This is a genomic window from Citrobacter sp. CK198 (assembly GCF_030333295.1).
Taxonomy (GTDB): Bacteria; Pseudomonadota; Gammaproteobacteria; order Enterobacterales; family Enterobacteriaceae; genus Citrobacter_B; species Citrobacter_B koseri.
Genome location: NZ_JAOWGE010000027.1, coordinates 114,706 through 133,191, shown reverse-complemented (window position 1 = coordinate 133,191; position 18,486 = coordinate 114,706). Strand labels below are relative to the sequence as shown.

The 18,486-nt window shown below is 55.0% G+C and carries 11 protein-coding genes; 5 read left to right on the top strand and 6 right to left on the bottom strand.

The window, feature by feature from the left end:
- Positions 1 to 46: 46 nt before the first annotated feature.
- From prpC to prpE, 3 genes are read left to right on the top strand one after another with little or no spacing between them, the layout of a single operon-like run.
- Entirely contained in the window at positions 47 to 1,216 is a 1,170-nt protein-coding gene (prpC, locus tag OGY62_RS05640; RefSeq protein WP_047458582.1) for a bifunctional 2-methylcitrate synthase/citrate synthase, read from the top strand.
- Between the two features lie 39 nt (positions 1,217 to 1,255).
- Entirely contained in the window at positions 1,256 to 2,707 is a 1,452-nt protein-coding gene (locus OGY62_RS05635; RefSeq protein ID WP_071259950.1) for a bifunctional 2-methylcitrate dehydratase/aconitate hydratase, read from the top strand.
- Between the two features lie 33 nt (positions 2,708 to 2,740).
- On the top strand, positions 2,741 to 4,627 hold the full coding sequence (gene prpE, locus OGY62_RS05630; protein ID WP_286459307.1) for a propionate--CoA ligase: 1,887 nt from the start codon (positions 2,741 to 2,743) through the stop codon (positions 4,625 to 4,627).
- A 96-nt stretch (positions 4,628 to 4,723) separates the two neighbouring features.
- Here the strand turns inward: prpE and OGY62_RS05625 are convergent, their stop codons facing one another.
- Together OGY62_RS05625 and OGY62_RS05620 are read right to left on the bottom strand one after the other, a co-directional pair.
- The gene (locus OGY62_RS05625; RefSeq protein WP_286459305.1) at positions 4,724 to 7,801 is read right to left on the bottom strand and encodes a beta-galactosidase; all 3,078 of its coding nucleotides are present in this window, start codon (positions 7,799 to 7,801) and stop codon (positions 4,724 to 4,726) included.
- 121 nt (positions 7,802 to 7,922) lie between these two features.
- Complete coding sequence (locus OGY62_RS05620) at positions 7,923 to 9,005, bottom strand: LacI family DNA-binding transcriptional regulator (RefSeq protein WP_060815881.1); 1,083 nt, start codon at positions 9,003 to 9,005, stop codon at positions 7,923 to 7,925.
- 421 nt (positions 9,006 to 9,426) lie between these two features.
- Between OGY62_RS05620 and mmuM the strand changes: the two genes are divergently transcribed.
- Both mmuM and OGY62_RS05610 read left to right on the top strand, forming a co-directional pair.
- A complete protein-coding gene (gene mmuM, locus OGY62_RS05615; RefSeq protein WP_286459303.1) occupies positions 9,427 to 10,353 on the top strand; it encodes a homocysteine S-methyltransferase in 927 nt (308 codons plus the stop codon).
- 260 nt (positions 10,354 to 10,613) lie between these two features.
- Positions 10,614 to 12,410: a hypothetical protein gene (locus OGY62_RS05610; RefSeq protein WP_286459302.1), complete on the top strand. Its 1,797-nt coding sequence runs from the start codon at positions 10,614 to 10,616 to the stop codon at positions 12,408 to 12,410.
- A 468-nt stretch (positions 12,411 to 12,878) separates the two neighbouring features.
- Here OGY62_RS05610 and fbpC read toward each other — a convergent pair whose 3' ends face one another.
- From fbpC to uhpC, 4 genes are all read right to left on the bottom strand, one after another.
- Entirely contained in the window at positions 12,879 to 13,925 is a 1,047-nt protein-coding gene (fbpC, locus tag OGY62_RS05605) for a ferric ABC transporter ATP-binding protein (protein ID WP_286459301.1), read from the bottom strand.
- A gap of 11 nt (positions 13,926 to 13,936) precedes the next feature.
- The gene (locus tag OGY62_RS05600) at positions 13,937 to 16,015 is read right to left on the bottom strand and encodes an ABC transporter permease (protein WP_114847695.1); all 2,079 of its coding nucleotides are present in this window, start codon (positions 16,013 to 16,015) and stop codon (positions 13,937 to 13,939) included.
- Positions 16,016 to 16,083: 68 nt separating this feature from the next.
- A complete protein-coding gene (locus OGY62_RS05595; protein ID WP_012133638.1) occupies positions 16,084 to 17,115 on the bottom strand; it encodes an ABC transporter substrate-binding protein in 1,032 nt (343 codons plus the stop codon).
- Positions 17,112 to 18,416, bottom strand: a complete 1,305-nt coding sequence (gene uhpC, locus OGY62_RS05590; RefSeq protein ID WP_024130613.1) for an MFS transporter family glucose-6-phosphate receptor UhpC — start codon at positions 18,414 to 18,416, stop codon at positions 17,112 to 17,114. The genes OGY62_RS05595 and uhpC overlap by 4 nt, the downstream gene beginning before the upstream one ends.
- Positions 18,417 to 18,486 lie beyond the last annotated feature (70 nt).

Below are 18,486 nucleotides of genomic sequence, written 5' to 3'. Positions count from 1 at the left end.
AAACGTACACCCTCAATACCCTACATATAACAATGACGAGGACAACATGAGCGATACGACGATCCTGCAAAACAACACCCATGTCATTAAGCCCAAGAAATCTGTCGCATTATCGGGCGTTCCGGCCGGAAATACCGCGTTGTGTACCGTGGGAAAAAGCGGCAACGACTTACACTATCGCGGGTACGATATTCTCGATCTCGCGGAGCATTGTGAATTTGAAGAAGTCGCGCATCTGTTAATTCACGGCAAATTGCCCAATAGCGATGAACTCCATGCCTATAAAAATAAGCTGAAAGCATTGCGTGGATTACCGGCCAATGTACGCACCGTGCTGGAAGCATTGCCTGCGGCGTCGCACCCGATGGACGTCATGCGCACCGGCGTGTCGGCGCTCGGCTGTACGCTGCCGGAAAAAGAGGGGCATACCGTTTCCGGCGCGCGCGATATCGCCGACAAACTGCTGGCCTCGCTCAGTTCCATCCTGCTCTACTGGTATCACTACAGCCATAACGGCGAACGTATTCAGCCGGAAACTGACGACGACTCCGTTGGTAGCCATTTCCTGCATCTGCTGCACGGCGAGAAGCCGTCGCAAAGCTGGGAAAAGGCGATGCACATCTCGCTGGTGCTGTATGCCGAGCATGAATTCAACGCGTCCACTTTCACCAGCCGGGTGATTGCAGGGACGGGCTCCGATGTCTACTCCGCCATCATCGGCGCGATTGGCGCGCTGCGCGGCCCGAAGCACGGCGGGGCGAATGAGGTATCGCTGGAAATTCAGCAGCGTTATGAAACGCCGGAGGAAGCCGAGGCGGATATCCGCAAACGCATTGAAAATAAAGAGGTGATCATTGGTTTCGGCCATCCGGTCTACACCATTGCCGATCCGCGCCATCAGGTGATCAAACGCGTGGCGAAACAGCTTTCAGAGGCTGGTGGTTCGCTGAAGATGTACAACATTGCCGACCGTCTGGAAAACGTGATGTGGGAATCGAAAAAGATGTTCCCCAACCTCGACTGGTTCTCGGCGGTCTCCTACAACATGATGGGCGTCCCCACCGAAATGTTCACCCCGCTGTTTGTGATCGCCCGCGTCACCGGCTGGGCGGCGCACATCATCGAACAGCGTCAGGACAACAAAATTATCCGACCTTCCGCCAATTATACCGGCCCGGAAGATCGCGAATTTATTCCGCTGGATCAGCGCCAATAACTTTATTTCTCTAACGATAAAACGCAGGAAATGTACCCTATGTCCGCACAAATAATGAACATTCGCCCGGAATTTGACCGTGAAATCGTGGATATCGTCGATTACGTCATGAACTACGACATCACCTCTAAAGTGGCCTGGGACACCGCCCACTACTGCTTGCTCGACACGCTGGGTTGCGGTCTGGAAGCGCTGGAATATCCGGCCTGTAAAAAACTGCTGGGGCCGATCGTTCCGGGCACCGTCGTGCCGAACGGCGTACGCGTACCGGGCACCCAGTTTCAGCTCGATCCGGTGCAGGCGGCGTTTAATATCGGCGCGATGATCCGCTGGCTCGACTTCAACGATACCTGGCTGGCGGCAGAGTGGGGCCACCCCTCTGATAACCTCGGCGGGATTCTGGCAACGGCAGACTGGCTGTCGCGTAATGCGGTTGCCGCAGGCAAAGCGCCGCTGACCATGAAGCAGGTGCTGGCCGGGATGATCAAAGCCCATGAGATTCAGGGCTGCATCGCGCTGGAAAACTCCTTCAACCGCGTCGGCCTGGATCACGTACTGCTGGTCAAAGTGGCTTCGACAGCGGTTGTCGCCGAAATGCTGGGGCTGACGCGTGATGAGATCCTCAACGCGGTGTCGCTGGCGTGGGTGGATGGTCAGTCGCTGCGCACCTATCGCCATGCGCCAAACACCGGAACACGTAAGTCCTGGGCGGCGGGCGATGCCACCTCCCGCGCGGTGCGTCTGGCGCTGATGGCAAAAACCGGTGAGATGGGCTATCCGTCGGCGCTGACGGCGAAAACCTGGGGCTTTTATGACGTCTCTTTCAACGGCGAGCCGTTCCGCTTCCAGCGTCCGTATGGTTCTTACGTCATGGAAAACGTGCTGTTCAAAATCTCCTTCCCGGCGGAGTTCCACTCGCAGACGGCGGTTGAAGCCGCCATGACCCTCTTTGAACAGATGCAGGCGGCGGGCAAAACGGCGGCGGATATTGAGAAAGTGACGATTCGCACCCATGAAGCCTGCATTCGCATCATCGACAAAAAAGGGCCGTTGAATAACCCGGCCGACCGCGACCACTGCATTCAGTACATGGTGGCGATCCCGCTACTGTTCGGGCGCTTAACGGCGGCGGATTATGAGGACGGCGTAGCGCAGGACAAACGCATTGACGCCCTGCGCGAGAAGATAACCTGCTTTGAAGACCCGGCGTTTACCGCCGACTATCACGACCCGGAAAAACGCGCCATCGCCAACGCTATCACCCTTGAATTTACCGATGGTTCACAGTTTGCCGAGGTGGTCGTGGAGTACCCGATTGGCCACGCTCGTCGCCGCGCCGACGGCATTCCGAAGCTTATCGATAAATTCAAAATCAACCTGGCGCGTCAGTTCCCGACCCGTCAGCAGCAGCGCATTCTGGATGTCTCCCTGGACAGAACTCGCCTGGAGCAGATGCCGGTCAATGAATACCTCGACTTATTTGTCATCTGAGCCAGCAGGCAGTAAGTTCAACAGGAGAGCTTCATGTCTTTTAGCGAGTTTTATCAGCGTTCCATTACGCAGCCGGCGTCGTTCTGGGCCGAGCAGGCCCGACGTATCGACTGGCAGCAGCCGTTTACTCAAACGCTGGATCACAGCCATCCGCCTTTTGCCCGCTGGTTTTGCGGCGGAACCACTAATTTGTGCCATAACGCTATCGACCGCTGGCTGGACAAGCAGCCGGAGGCGCTGGCGCTGATTGCCGTCTCTTCTGAAACGGAAGAGGAGCGCACGTTTACCTTCAGCCAGTTGTATGACGAAGTGAACGTGGTGGCGTCGATGCTGTTGTCGATGGGCGTGCAGCGCGGCGACCGGGTGTTGGTTTACATGCCGATGATTGCCGAGGCGCACATTACGCTGCTGGCCTGCGCGCGGATTGGCGCGATTCATTCGGTGGTGTTCGGCGGTTTTGCCTCGCACAGCGTAGCGGCGCGAATCGACGACGCTAAGCCGGTGCTGATTGTCTCGGCAGACGCCGGGGCGCGCGGCGGTAAGATTCTGCCGTATAAAAAGCTGCTGGATGATGCCATCGCGCAGGCGCAGCATCAGCCGCGCCACGTTTTGCTGGTGGATCGCGGGCTGGCGAAAATGGTGCGAGTACCGGCGCGCGATCTCGATTTTGCGTCGCTGCGTCAGCAGCATCTCGGGGCGCGGGTGCCGGTGGCCTGGCTGGAATCCAATGAGATCTCCTGCATTCTCTATACCTCCGGCACGACCGGAAAACCGAAAGGCGTACAGCGCGACGTCGGCGGCTATGCGGTGGCACTGGCAACCTCGATGGATACTATCTTCGGCGGCAAAGCGGGCGGCGTGTTCTTTTGCGCGTCGGATATCGGCTGGGTTGTGGGGCACTCCTATATTGTCTACGCGCCGTTGCTGGCAGGCATGGCAACCATCGTTTATGAAGGGTTGCCGACGTACCCGGACTGCGGCGTCTGGTGGAAGATCGTAGAGAAATACCGCGTCAGCCGGATGTTCTCTGCGCCAACCGCCATCCGCGTGTTGAAGAAGTTCCCGACGGCGCAGATCCGCAATCACGATCTCTCCTCGCTGGAGGTGCTCTATCTGGCCGGTGAGCCGCTGGATGAGCCGACGGCCGCCTGGGTGACGGAGACGCTGGATGTGCCGGTTATCGACAACTACTGGCAGACCGAGTCCGGCTGGCCGATTATGGCGATCGCCCGCGCGCTGGACGACCGGCCTTCACGGCTGGGCAGCCCTGGCGTACCGATGTACGGCTATAACGTGCAGTTGCTCAACGAGGTCACTGGCGAACCTTGCGAGGTGAACGAGAAAGGGATGCTGGTCATTGAGGGGCCGCTGCCGCCTGGCTGCGTTCAGACTATCTGGGGGGACGATGCGCGTTTTGTGAATACCTACTGGTCGCTGTTCTCGCGTCAGGTGTACGCCACTTTCGACTGGGGGATTCGCGACGCGGACGGCTATTATTTCATCCTCGGGCGCACCGATGATGTGATCAACGTCGCCGGGCACCGTCTGGGCACGCGCGAGATCGAGGAAAGCATTTCCAGTTACCCGAACGTGGCGGAAGTGGCGGTGGTGGGGGTGAAAGATGCGCTGAAGGGACAGGTGGCGGTAGCGTTTGTGATCCCGAAACAGAGCGACACGCTGGAGGACAGGGACGTGGCGCAAACGGAAGAGAAGGCGATTATGTCGCTGGTGGACAGTCAGATCGGTAATTTTGGCCGCCCGGCGCACGTCTGGTTTGTTTCACAGTTGCCGAAAACACGTTCTGGCAAAATGCTGCGTCGTACGATCCAGGCGATTTGCGAAGGCCGCGATCCGGGCGATTTGTCCACGCTTGACGATCCCGCTTCATTGCAACAAATTCGTCAGGTGATTGAGGAGTAACCGAGGTGCCCGATGGCGTTACCGCTTATCGGGCCAGGAAGAAAATGTATCGCAGGCCGGATACGGTGCTTGCACCGCCATCCGGCAATTTCCCTTTTACCGCCAGCTAATCTGGTAGTGGTAGCGCCCGGCGCTGAGCTGATATTCCGCTGAGACGGAAGGGCTCCAGGAGTCATCGCCGCCCACGCCCATATGGAAACCGTCAATATTGAGCCAGGTGCCCGCTTCCGGCTGGAGCAGATGGCGGTGGCTGGTTTCCATCAGCTGTTTCTGGCCGTAGCGGCTGATGTTGAACTGAAAATCGCCGCGCCACTGATGCGCGCCATAGCGCAATTCACGCGTTCCGCAGCGCAGGCCGTTTTCGCTCGGGAAAACATACGGGGTGTACATCTCTTCCAGCGGCAGATCCCAGCGATCAAAGCAGGCGGCAGAGAGACGATCCGGGTAGTTCTCGTGCGGGCCTAACCCCAGCCAGTTGACCCGCTCCGCCACCTGCGCAAGCTGGCAGCTCAGGCCGATGCGCGCCGGATGCGGTGTCCCGCTGGCGACATCAACATCTACCGTTATCTGCATTTCACCGTTGCCGTCGATACGGTAGGTTTTCCGGCTGATGAACAGCGTCTCGCCCTGATACTGCCAGGCGTGGGCGGTGGTAATCAGTACCGCGCTGGCAAGCGTGTCGGCATCGCATTGCAGTAATACCGCTTTAGCCTGGTAATGGCCGGCGGCCTTCCAGCGTTCAACCCAGGCGTTAGGGTCGATGCGGGTTGCCTCGCTCACGCCGATGTCGTTGTCCAGCGGCGCGCGGGTGAACTGATCGACAAGCGGAGTCAGCAACTGTGCCTCTTCGCCAATCCAGAACTGCGTTAATACGCCCAGTTGGCGGCTGAACTCCCAGCGTTTCTCGCCTGCGACAATACGGAATGCCGTCCCGCTGCTGGTGAGCTGTGGCGCGTTGCCAGCGTGCTGCGGCCACTGCGTAGCGAGTTTTTCGCTGAGCTTCCACTGTTGCCAGGCGCTGATATGTCCGGCTTGCGACCACGCGGTTGCCTGCGGCTGTTCAACGCGTACCGTCAGCCATAGCTGGCCTGCGGTTTCCGCTTCCGGGAGCGCTGGCAGCGCGATGATCTGACGTCCCTGCGGCGGGATATCCAGCGTCACAACGCCTGCGGTCAGCGGGTTGCCATCCAGCGCCAGTGACCAGTGGAGCACTTCGTTATCGCTATGGCGGAACAGGTATTCGCTGGTCACTTCAATCTGGCATTCGGCTCCCGGCAGCAGTGTAAACTGGAAAAACTGCTGCGCGTGTTTGGCTTCATACAGTGACGGATGCGGCGTTCGGTCGGCGAACACCAGGCCGTTCATACAGAACTGACGGTCGTTAGGCGCGTCGCCAAAGTCGCCGCCGTAGGCTGACCACGGCCGACCGTCGTCGTCATATTTGATAAGCGACTGATCCACCCAGTCCCAGACAAAACCGCCTTGCAGGCGCGGATACTGGCGAAACGCCTGCCAGTATTTCGCGTAACCGCCGAGGCTGTTGCCCATCGCGTGGGCGTATTCACACAGGATCAGCGGGCGCTGCTCGCCCGGCATCGACAGCCATTTTTTGATCGACCATTTCGGTACGGCGGGGAAGGGCTGATCCTGATCGACGCGGGCGTACATCGGGCAAATGATGTCGGTTGCCGCCGTATTCGCGCCGCCGCCTTCATACTGCACGGGACGGGAGGGATCTTCCGACTTAATCCAGCGGTACAGCGCGTCGTGGTTGGCACCGTGCCCGGACTCGTTGCCCAGTGACCAGATAATAATGCTCGGATGGTTGCGGTCGCGCTGTACCATCCGCGTCACACGCTGGCTCATGGCGGGCAGCCAGACCGGATCGTCGCTCAGGCGATTCATCGGCACCATGCCGTGGGTTTCGATATTGGCCTCATCCACCACGTACAGGCCGTAGCGATCGCACAGGGTGTACCACAGCGGGTGATTCGGATAATGGGAGCAGCGCACGGCGTTAAAATTGTTCTGCTTCATCAGCAGAATGTCTTTAATCATGGTCTCTTTATCCATCACCTGGCCGTTTTCCGGGTGATGTTCATGGCGGTTGGCGCCGCGGATCAGCAGCGGCTTACCGTTTAACAGCAGCAGACCGTTTTCAATGCTGACCTGACGGAAACCGACGTCGCAGGCTTCGGCTTCAATCAGCGCGCCATCGGCGGTGTGTAGCTGTACAACGGCACGATACAGATGCGGGGCCTCCGCGCTCCACAGCGCCGGATGTTCGACATTCAGACGAAGGGTTGTGCGATCAGGGTAAGCGCCGCGCTCATCAATGATCCCGCTGCCGAGCGGAGCGGTTTTTTCTCCGACGAATGTTTCGCTATCCCACAGCTGCACCGTCACGCGTAAATCATCGCGTCGTTCCCCCGTCGCTCTGACCTCCGCTTCCAGCACTGCGCGGCTGAAATCATCGTTGAAGCGGGTGTTGATGCGCAGGTCACGGATTTGCGTTGCCGGTTTATGCAGCAGCGAGACGTCGCGAAAGATGCCGCTCATCCGCCACATATCCTGATCTTCCAGATAGCTGCCGTCACTCCAGCGCAGCACCATTACCGCGAGGCGGTTTTCACCCTTAAGCAAAAAATGCGTGAGATCGAATTCAGACGGCAGACGGCTGTCCTGACCGTATCCGACCCAGCGACCGTTGCACCACAAATGGAAGGCGGAGTTCACGCCATCAAAAATGATCCGCGTCTGGCCTGCCTGTAGCCAGTCTGCGTCAATACTGAATGTGAGCGAGTAACATCCGGTTGGGTTATCTGCCGGAACGAACGGCGGGTTAACCGGAATGGGATAGGTGACGTTGGTATAAATGGGGGCGTCGTAACCGTCCATTTGCCAGTTAGACGGCACGCGCACGCTATTCGCCTGTTGCAGATCGCTTGTCCGCCAACTCTCTGGTACTGCTTCAGGCGCCGAAAACCAGGCAAACGTCCATTCACCGTTCAGGCTGCGCTTGTGTGCGGAGTCACGGTTCTCGCGGGCGTCATCGGCATTACGCCAGCTGCAAAAAGGAGGGTGCGCCTCCAGGCGATTAAGTTGCGTTACGCCAGGGTTTTCCCAGTCGCGACGTTTCAGAACGACGGCGAGTGAATCTGTATTCTGGGGCATAGCGGTATCCTGATTGGGTTTGTTATTCGCTCACAATTTCAGTCAAAATACGAAGAAGGGATTTCTGCTGTAAAGGACAGGAGGTTCAATGGGTGAACTGACTCACACAATTGTTATGCGTTCACATTTTCGGCGCTAACAGCGAAACCTGCCGAGCCAGTTGGATCAGGGAGTCGGCCAACGCCTGCGGAGAAGTGACCTGAGCATTGGGGGGCTGCACGGTTTTACGCTGAACCAATGAAACGGGGAGTCGCTGGTTATCGGTGGCGGGTTCGCCACGGGAGAGTTGCAGCAGTTTGTCGACGCTGGTTGCGCCAAGCAGGGGGAAATTCTGTCTGATGGTGGTCAGCGGTGGGATGTAGCAGGCGCTGTCTTCGGTGTCATCGTAGCCTATCACCGAGATATCCTGCGGGATGCGCAGGCCAAACTCGGCGATCGCCCGCATGGCGCCCAGCGCCATCTGATCGTTAGCCACCAGTATTGCGGTGGGCATCGTTCCGTCATTGAGCATCTGCATGGTTTGCTGGAAACCGGACATCGCGCTCCAGTCGCCTTCCGTTTCTGCCACCGGTCGCAGCTGATAGTGGGTCAGATATTTATGCCAGCCCGCCAGTCTTAGCCGTGCAGAGACGGACGAGCGCGGCCCTGTCAACAGCGCGATGCGCTGGTGCCCGTGTTCTACCAGATGCTCAACGCCCAGACGCGCGCCGTCGTCATGGGAAAAAATAATGCTGTTAACGGGGAACCGATCGGACACGTCGAGAAACAGTACCGGCACGTTGCCGCAGGCGGCGGCAACGGCAATGGCATCGTTCTCATCAAGCGGGTAGTTGATGATCAACCCGCTTACCCGCTGTGCCAGCAGGTTATGTACCGCCGCTTTGCAGGCGTCTACCCCGTTGCGCTCCACCATCGCGATCACCACGCTGGCGCCTGACCTGTCGGCGCGGGATTTAATCGCCGCGACAATTTGCGACGGCGCGTGCAGCGCGAGGTTAGCGGTGGCGACGCCGATGAGCGGGGTTTGTTTACCCGCCAGCTGCTGCGCGACGCGATTGGGAATGTAATTCAGCTCCGCCATCGCGGCTTCGACTTTTTCACGGGTTTTGGCGGAAACGTGGCTGGCCTGATTCACCACGCGAGAGACGGTCTGATAAGAGACGCCTGCACGGTCTGCAACATCATAGAGCGTTACCGGTTTCACATTCATCACCCTGAATTTGTTGTTATCTGCGCGTTATGATGCCACACCCTGAAGGTTTTTCGCCATTCTGCCGGTCTGACGTCAGTTGGTCGGCTGATATCGACCCCGGTTCCTGACGTTGTCCTCATTCCGTCGTATGAGTGGGGACGGTATGTTCCCACTTCTGTCTGAGCGCCGGTGCGCCGCCTTGTTGCCAGAGTTGTAAGAGATTCTGGCAGCGGAGGCATTATGAGCTGGCGACCCTTTCTTTATCTCATTGTTACTCCTCACCCGGTGCTGAGCGCCCGGCGCGCGCGTTTGCGGCTGGTACAAGGCTGACGGGTCTTTAATAATTGCGTAGCGCTCCCGATTACCGCCCGGCGCGCTGTGTTATGGTACTTGTTTCATTGCCGATTTCATAAGCAGAAACAGGAGCCAGACTATGTCGCAACATAATCCGTTGAGCGCCATCCTTGATAAACAGGATTTCCTGTTGCTGGACGGGGCGATGGCGACGGAACTGGAAGCGCGCGGCTGTGATTTAGCCGATAGCCTGTGGTCAGCGAAGGTGCTGGTAGAAAACCCGGCGCTGATCCGCGAAGTCCACCTTGATTACTACCGGGCGGGGGCGCAATGCGCGATTACCGCCAGCTACCAGGCAACGCCCGCAGGACTTGCCGCGCGTGGGTTTGATGACGCGCAGTCGAAAGCGCTGATCGGCAAGAGCGTGGAACTGGCGCGCAAAGCGCGGGAAGCGTATCTGGCTGAGAACCCGCAGGCGGGCACGTTGCTGGTGGCGGGTTCCGTCGGGCCATATGGCGCGTATCTGGCCGACGGTGCGGAATATCGCGGGGATTACGTATGTACTCCCGAAGCGTTCCAGGCTTTTCATCGCCCGCGTGTGGAAGCGCTGCTGGATGCGGGTGTTGACCTGCTGGCCTGCGAAACGCTGCCGAATTTTATTGAGATTAAAGCGCTGGCTGAGTTGTTAACCGAATATCCACGGGCGCGGGCATGGTTTTCGTTTACGCTGCGCGACAGCGAGCATCTGAGCGACGGTACGCCGCTGCGTGACGTGGCGACGTTTCTCAACGCCTGCCCGCAGGTTGTGGCGACAGGCGTAAACTGTATCGCGCTGGAAAACGTCACCGCCGCATTGCAGCATTTGCACGGGCTGACCGCGCTGCCGCTGGTGGTTTACCCCAATTCGGGCGAACGGTACGATGCGGTAAGCAAAACCTGGCATCATCACGGCGAAGCGTGCGCCACGCTGGCGGAGTATTTACCGCAGTGGCTGGCGGCGGGTGCGAAGCTGATTGGCGGCTGTTGCCGGACGACGCCGAAGGATATTGCTGCGCTAAAAGCGTGAAACGATACTGAAATTGGAAAAGGTTTTAATAGTTCTGCTATTAAATAGTGAAATCGATGAACTTGATCTGGTTATTAATAAAAAGAGGAATGTAATTAATTTTCTCAATAAATAAAGCGTTAAATATTTGATGCCTGAATTTCTCATAATGAAATTCAGGATTTTTACTTTATTTGCGAACATGGTCACAATAATTAAACTATAAATAGTCTGATATTATACATTCCTTAGCATGGATGTCTAAAATAAGGATTTAGTGTATGAGTTTTTGGGATGGAGAATTGAAGGGCTTTCTATTGTCTCAGGGCGATAGAACAAGTTGCGGTGGCTATATTTTAGGAAATAAAGATTCTCCTTTTATTCTAGGGATGGAAATAGCATGTGAGGGAGACGAATATATATGTGGTTTAGATGGTCAACGATACCAAATTGTTGGGGGAGTACCAAATGGATCACATATAGAAGCAGGCCGTATATTATTTAGAGATATCTTCAAAAGTCCATTTGATGATGATATCGATCATGAAGGTCGAAAAATAACACCCGTCTCAGAAAGACAGAGGAAAATGCAAGAGGAAATGGGTTTACAAAGACGTTCACATAATTCACTAAGGGATCTTGATGAACGATTTGAACACGATGACTTTATCGGCATGGCTGGAGGGAGAATACAAGGACGAAAAATAATCGTTACTGGAGAAAAAAAAGATAGGTTCTCAACTCCAAATCTTAATACAATGTTCCGAACAAGAATCTCTAAGAGCCAATTTGATCTCTATTTAAGAACGGGGCAAGATTTATCAAACTATGAAACTGAAATTATATGCCTTTTGGCTGGTTCCGCACATAGCAGAGGTTCATGCAACTGTCATTGTAGATTTACGCCACGCTTAAATATAATATACAAATATGATGAATATCTTTTATCCATTTTTCAGTCAGTAAATAAAACCAGTAATTTAAAATCTGAGATACTCCCTGTTCGGCAGCACCGGGTTCAGAAAACAAGACAATCAGTTGAACCTGGTTTTTGTATAGTGCCAGATCAAACATCACCTAAGAAGTATGAATGTGAGTTAATAGTCAATCCACCATCAGGGGTAAAGGAGTTATACCGCAAGCTAAATCCAGAAATGGAAAAAAAACCAGGCTCTATATTGATTGTTGTTGATCCTGAAAAGCAAGATCAGAAGCAAATTCAAACTCTGCAAAACGCACGAGATAAAATTGATAAAGCCCTTGAACCTCTTACTTTACAGGAAGCAAAATTATTGCATGACAACAGAGGGGCAGTAGATGCATTTTCATATCAACTTTTTGGGGAATACTTAGGAAATGCTGGTGATGGTTTTGGATATATCAGTGAAGCAGGTAAAAGTTATTATGAAGAAATCAATAAGACGTTAATTGAAATTCAAGAATTATATAAAAAGACATATGTGCATAATAATGGAATTATATCTGGGGAAGAATTTTTTGGTCAACGGGCGAGATTATTTAAAAAGTTAGATGCTATCTTAAATAAATTTTCTAAAACCCAACTTAATCTGGAAGAATATAATAGCATTAAAAAAACTTTAGGTTTATCAATAAGCTCAATTATGCATAAATGGGATAAAACTGGAATAAATAATATTGAAGGGTATGCTACGTATATTGAAAACTCAGCTAAATTAATGAAGCTAATGAAAACCGTTGGTTTTGTGGGAATAGGTTTAGATTTTGCTGGGTACACATCAAATGTTTATGATGCTTGTGCAAAAGGTCGTGAAAGTGCTTGCAAAAAAGCCGCCATTACTGAATACAGTAAGTTTGGTTTCAAACAGGCTAGTAGTATGCTGACTGGTTTAGCCGCTGGAAGTGCCGCAAATGCGGTTTGTACATGGGTATTAGGGCTATCTACAGTAGAAGCAGGAGGCGTAGGTGCCGCTTTATGTTTTGTTACTGGAGTTGGTGTGACTATTGCATCAAGCAAGTTCGTAGAAAAATACGGCGAAAATGCTGGTGAATATGTGGGAGAGCATATTATATATGAAAACATTTTTAATTCAAAATGATGGATTAATAAAGAATATGTTTTGTATTGCATTTGTGGTGGATGTTTTAATATTCCTGATTTGCTATTTTTACAATAAAAATGCATATAAAAAAATAGTTAAAATCTATGAGGAAAAAATAGGGGGTGTGCCTCTTGATACTATTTTATGTAAAAATGCCAGTGTTTTTTCTACACCATATTTATATGGTTCAAAAGTTCGATTTATAACAAGGAGTCTGAATTTTAAGTATAATAATCATTTACATCATGATGTGAGCATTGAAGGTTATAATTTGATAAGGAACCTACCTAAAAAATTAACGCTAGGCTTCAGAATTGAAACATTGTCATTATTAATCTTTATCCCAATAATGATTGGCATTTGCATTCTATTCTAAGAATAAAAGGGACTTCAACGGAGTCCCTTTTCAACGATGCCTTGCTATTTATACAGCAATCCTCGTGTCAGCCTCCCACTCGGAATTAATTACGCCGCATCCGACAGGATAAACATCCCGTACGGGTGGATTTCGAGGTAATAATTTTCCCCCACGTCCGGCTGCAATCGGGTGGCGTTAACCTGCAATAAAATCTCCTGTCCGTGCCACGCCACCGTCACCTCATACTGCGGCCCCATATAGGCGACATGCTGAATCACACAGCGCTGGCTCTCTTCGCCGCGATCGCTCAAGGTAATCGCTTCCGGGCGCACGCCAACGGTGCCGGAACCCTGGGCGGCAAAGTGCGCCGGGCGCGGCAGCCGGTAGCCGTAGATATCCACATACTCCTGACTGAACGTCGCCGGGAACAGGTTGGCATCGCCCATAAAACTCGCCATAAAGCGTGAGGCAGGTTGACGGTAGAGATCCTGCGGCGAACCGATCTGCATAATATGCCCCTTGTTCATCACCAGTACGGTATCGGAAACCGCAAAGGCTTCGCTCTGATCGTGGGTAACGTACAGCGAGGTGATATCAAACTGCTTTTGCAGTTCGCGGATCTTGTCGCGCATGCTGCGACGCAAGTTGGCGTCGAGGTTACTTAACGGCTCATCAAACAGCAGCACCTTCGGCTTGAGGATCAGCGCGCGCGCCAGCGCCACGCGCTGCTGCTGACCGCCGGAGATCTGATCAACATAGCGGTCTTCGAATCCTTCCAGATCCACCATCGCCAGCGCCTCTTTCACACGGGCTTTCACTTCGCTGCGCGACACGCCAAGCATCTTCAGACCGTAGCCGACGTTTTCCCCCAGCGACATGTGCGGGAACAGGGCATAAGACTGAAAGACCATACAGATATCACGCTGCTGAATAGAGCGATGGGTGACGTCTTCGCCATCAATGAAAATCTGTCCTTCGCTCGGTTTTTCCAGCCCGGCCACCAGACGCAAAATGGTCGTTTTGCCGCAGCCGGAAGGGCCGAGCAGCGTCACCATTTGCCCCTGCGGGATGGTGAGATTGATATTATCGATAACCGTGTTGCTGCCGAATCGTTTGGTGACGTTGCGCAGTTCAACAAAATTTTTCTGACTCATAGTGCGCTCCATTACGCCTGGTTTTTGGCTTTTGAACGGGAGATACGCGCTTCCCCGATCAGCCAGTCAAAGATGAAAATAATCGCCAGCATCACCACGATCAGAATCGAGCCGTAGGCGATCGCCACGCCGTATTCGCCGTCTTCCACGCGGTTGAGGATGTAGGCCGTCGCCACGCGGGTGTCTGGCGTGACGAGGAACACAATGGCGCTGACGGTAGTAATGGCGCGCACAAAGCTGTAGATCAGCGCCGAGAGGATCGCCGGGCGCAGCAGCGGCAGCAGGATGTGCGTGATGGTGCGTAAGCTCCCGGCGCGCAGGCTGAGCGACGCTTCATCCAGCGATTTATCGATCTGGCCTAATCCGGCGATTCCGGCGCGAATCCCAACCGGCACGTTACGCATCACCATCGAAATAATCACAATCGCCGCCGTTCCGGTGAGGTACACCGGGGCGCTGTTAAAGGCGAGGATGTACGACACGCCCGCCACGGTGCCCGGTACGGCGAAGCACAGCATGGTGGTGAACTCGATAGTCTTTTTGCCTTTGAACTGCTGGCGTACCACAATCCAGGCGATCAGCAGACCGAAGATGGCGGTGATCGGCGCGGCAATTCCGGCGTAGAGCAACGTATCAAGCAGGGAAGGCCACGCGCCGTCGCTCATTCCCTGGCCGAACAGCTTGATAAAGTTCGCCAGCGTCAGGGTGTAATCCACGCCCCAGTTGACGGTGAAGCTACCGTAGAAAATGCTGCCGTAGAGCAGGGCGTTGAAGGCTATCCACACGGCCAGAATGGCGATGACGCTCCACACCAGGGTGACCGGCAGCGGCTGGACGTCGCCACGGTACGATTTCCCGGAGACCGTGACGTAAGAGCGCTTACCGATCCACATATACTGCACACAGAACACCAGCAGCGAGAACAGCAGCAGGAACGCGCCCAGCGTACTGGCGGCCTGATAATCAAGCTGCGAACCTGTGATATAGAAATAGATCTGCGTCGCCAGCACGTCGAAGTTACCGCCGAGCACCAACGGGTTACTGAAGTCGGCCAGCGACTGCACCACCACGATCAGGAAGGCGTTCGCCAGCGCCGGTTTCAGCAGCGGGACAAACACGCCGTTAAAGGTCTGCCAGCGGCTGGCGCGCAGGGTGTACGAGGCTTCTTCCAGCGATGGATGAATGGTTTTGATCGCCCCGTCGAGGATCATAAACGCCATCGGGGTGAATGCCAGCACCTGCGCCAGCCAGATGCCGGTAAACCCGTACAGCCAGTTGGTGTTGGTCAGCCCGAACCACTCGACCATAAATTCGGTGACGTAGCCGGAGCGTCCCATCATCAGCGTAACGCCTAAACCCACTACGAACGGCGGCGTGACGATTGGCAAAATCGAGAAGATGCGGCCAATAATGGCGCTGCGTTTGGCAATGCGGGTGGTGTAAATCGCCAGTACCAGGCCGAAGAAGGTACAGCCCACGCCCACCGCAATCGACAGGGCGATGGAGTTGAGGATCACCTGGATGATATGCGCCTGCGACAGCACCGTCATAAACGCCAGCGGCGCGAATTCCCCGGCGTCGTTGGTGAACATCGGGATGAAAATCGCGATACTCGGCCAGACGATAAAGATGCCGATCAGCGCCACAATGGCGGTAAGTGAGCCGATCACGAAGCGGTCGCCGCCCAGCCATTCCAGACGGGTCAACGCCAGCGTCATGATCGCGCCCAGCGCGACGAACAGCACGATAGTGGCGTAGCCTAAACCACGGCCTTCAACGGTGGCGCTGACGACGATAAAGGCCATACACAACAGCGCCCAGCCCGCATCAAGGTAATGGCGGCTGCGCTGTTCGCGCCTGGCTTCATGGAACGGGCGAATCAGCAGCAGGCTTGGCAGCAGATACCACAGCCAACTGATATTGAGCTGTGACCAGCCGTAGGATTCAAGGATTTCATCGCCCGTGGACTCCAGCAGGCCGTAATCCAGGCTCCAGCTTGGCAGCAGGGCAAACGCCAGCCAGCCCAGCAGAACCCAAAAGAATATCGCATCCCGTTTTTTCACGGGATGGTGTGCAAGTGTGTGTGACATAGCGGTTCCGGTATTGTGGGCCGGGTACGGCGTTACGCCGCCACCCGGCAAATGAACGCAATGTGGGCTTATTTACCCATCTTCACTTCGCTAACCCACTTATTGATAAGCTGCTTACGGACGTCGGTAGAACCGTATTTATCCATGTCGTAATTGATGAGCTTCAGGTCGTCGAGCTTCAGCGAGTTCGGTGATGTTTCCGCTGTGGTGTTGGTCAGGATCTGATAAGACTTGCCTTTCTTCCACGCCAGTTCTTGTGCTTCTTTTGACAGCACCCAGTCCACGAACAGTTTGGCGTTGTCGAGGTTGCGCGCGCCTTTCAGGATGCTGACGCCGCCAATTTCATAGCCGGTGCCTTCGCACGGAGAGATCAGCTCCAGCGGCGCGCCCTGTTCTTTTTCCAGCGAATAGTCGTGCAGGAAGCCAATGCCGATAGCGGTTTCGCCACGGGCGGCGTTACGTGCCGGGGCAATACCGGATTTGGTGTACTGAGACACGTTGGCGTTGAGCTGTTTCAGGTAATCAAAGGCCTGATCTTCGCCCCACAGCTGGGCGAAGGTCGCCAGTGCGGTATACGCGGTGCCTGAACTTTGCGGGTCGGCAATCTGAATCTCGCCTTTGTATTCCGGTTTGGTCAGATCCTTCCAGCATTTTGGCACCGGCAGATTTTTCTCTTTCAGACGCTGGGTGTTGACGCCAAAACCGAGAATACCGACATACACCGCTGAAGAGAGGTTGCCTTTTACTTTCGCCGGATCGCGGAATTTCTCCATGACCTGCTCAAGATTGGGAGACTTGTAGGGTTGTAGTAGCCCCATTTCACCCGCCTGGGACTGAGGGTCCAGCGTCCCGCCGTACCAGACGTCCGCCTGCGGGTTTTTCTTCTCGGCATCCACTTTCGCCAGCGTACTGCCGGAGCCGTTGCGAATGAACGAGGTTTTGACGTCATATTTGTCGCCAAACGCTTTGGTTTCTGCTTCGCACATTTCGTTGGTGGCGCTGCAATAAACCACCAGGCGGCCTTTGGCCTGCGCGGCGCCGGTTAAGGTTGCCAGCGCAATGCCGGATGCAATCAGGGTAGAGGTAAGCGTCAATTTCATTGTTTTATCCTTTGACTGAGCGAGGTGGTGATGCCCGCCATCAGCAGCGGCATCAGCAATAAACCCATAAGTACCGCGGCGACCGAGAGCAAACTGAACATGCCCGACCAGCCGTAGCGTTCAATGACCAGCGACAGAGGCCAGCCCGCCAGCGCTGCCCCCAGATAGGCGAACAGGCCGAGAAACCCGGTGATGGAACCGGCCGCCGCTTTGTGCCCACACTCGACGGCGGCAAGGCCAATCAACATTTGCGGGCCAAAAACGAAAAAGCCCACCGTGAAGAAACAGACCGCCAGCAGTGCGTAATGGTGTACCGGCGCTAACCACAACGCGGCGACGGACACCATCAGCCCCAGCGTGAACAGCAAAATCATCGGCGCGCGCTGGCCGCTGAACAGCAAATCCGACCCCCAACCGGCGAACAATGCGCCGAGCAGACCGCCAACTTCAAACAGCATCACCGTGGCGTTGGCGCTGAGCAGATTGACGCCGTGGCTTTCCGTGAGCCAGATGTTGCCCCAGTCGTTGAGGGCGATGCGAATCAGATAGACCAGCACATATGAGACGCCCAGCAGCCAGATCATCGGGTTTTTCAGCATCGTGGTGCGCAGCATCTGCCACAGCCCCATCGGCGGGCTTTGCTGCTCCTGGCGCAGCTCCAGCGGGTCATGACGCCATGCGCCGACCGTTGGCAATCCTTCTTCCTGCGGCGTGCCTTTCAGCTGTAGCGTGAGCCAGATACCTAATGCCATGCTGATGATCCCCGGCGCCAGCATCGCCGCCTGCCAGCCCCACCAGTGGGCGGCGAAAGCGCTAATCAGCGGGATAATCGCCCCGCCGATGTTGATCGACATATTCCAGCAGCCCCACCAGAAGCCGCGCTCGTTGCGCGAATACCAGTGGGTCAGCAGTCGGGCGCAGGGCGGCCATCCCCAGCCCTGAAAGAAACCGTTCAGCGTCCAGACCGCCAGCAGCAGCGTCAGCGACTCGCCAAAGGCGAACACCACATTCAGCAGGCCGGTGGCGAACAGGCCAACGCCCATAAACCAGCGCTGCCCGTGGCTGTCGTGCCACAGCCCGGCGGTAAACTTCGACAGGCCGTAGGTCAGGTAAAACAGTGAACCCAACAGGCCGATATCGCCTTTATCGAGTCCCAGATCCGTTTGCAGCGCCGGAAGCACGTAATTCACGCTTTTTCGCGTCAGGTAAAACGCGGCGTACCCGATGACCATGCACATCAGCAACCGCAGGCGTAGCGCCCGGTATCGTTGGTCTGTTTCGTTTACTGGGCGTGGATGCATGGCCGTCTCCGTTTGTGCTGACTATAGGAAAGTGAAAACCAAAGGGGATGAGAGAAAGTCCGCAGTGACT

What these genes read in the sequence shown, in the direction of transcription:
- prpC (WP_047458582.1), top strand. Translation starts at nt 47, where the DNA reads ATGAGCGATACGACGATCCTGCAAAACAACACCCATGTCATTAAGCCC.
- OGY62_RS05635 (WP_071259950.1), top strand. Translation starts at nt 1,256, where the DNA reads ATGTCCGCACAAATAATGAACATTCGCCCGGAATTTGACCGTGAAATC.
- prpE (WP_286459307.1), top strand. Translation starts at nt 2,741, where the DNA reads ATGTCTTTTAGCGAGTTTTATCAGCGTTCCATTACGCAGCCGGCGTCG.
- OGY62_RS05625 (WP_286459305.1), bottom strand. Translation starts at nt 7,801, where the DNA reads ATGCCCCAGAATACAGATTCACTCGCCGTCGTTCTGAAACGTCGCGAC.
- mmuM (WP_286459303.1), top strand. Translation starts at nt 9,427, where the DNA reads ATGTCGCAACATAATCCGTTGAGCGCCATCCTTGATAAACAGGATTTC.
- OGY62_RS05610 (WP_286459302.1), top strand. Translation starts at nt 10,614, where the DNA reads ATGAGTTTTTGGGATGGAGAATTGAAGGGCTTTCTATTGTCTCAGGGC.
- fbpC (WP_286459301.1), bottom strand. Translation starts at nt 13,925, where the DNA reads ATGAGTCAGAAAAATTTTGTTGAACTGCGCAACGTCACCAAACGATTC.
- OGY62_RS05600 (WP_114847695.1), bottom strand. Translation starts at nt 16,015, where the DNA reads ATGTCACACACACTTGCACACCATCCCGTGAAAAAACGGGATGCGATA.
- OGY62_RS05595 (WP_012133638.1), bottom strand. Translation starts at nt 17,115, where the DNA reads ATGAAATTGACGCTTACCTCTACCCTGATTGCATCCGGCATTGCGCTG.
- uhpC (WP_024130613.1), bottom strand. Translation starts at nt 18,416, where the DNA reads ATGCATCCACGCCCAGTAAACGAAACAGACCAACGATACCGGGCGCTA.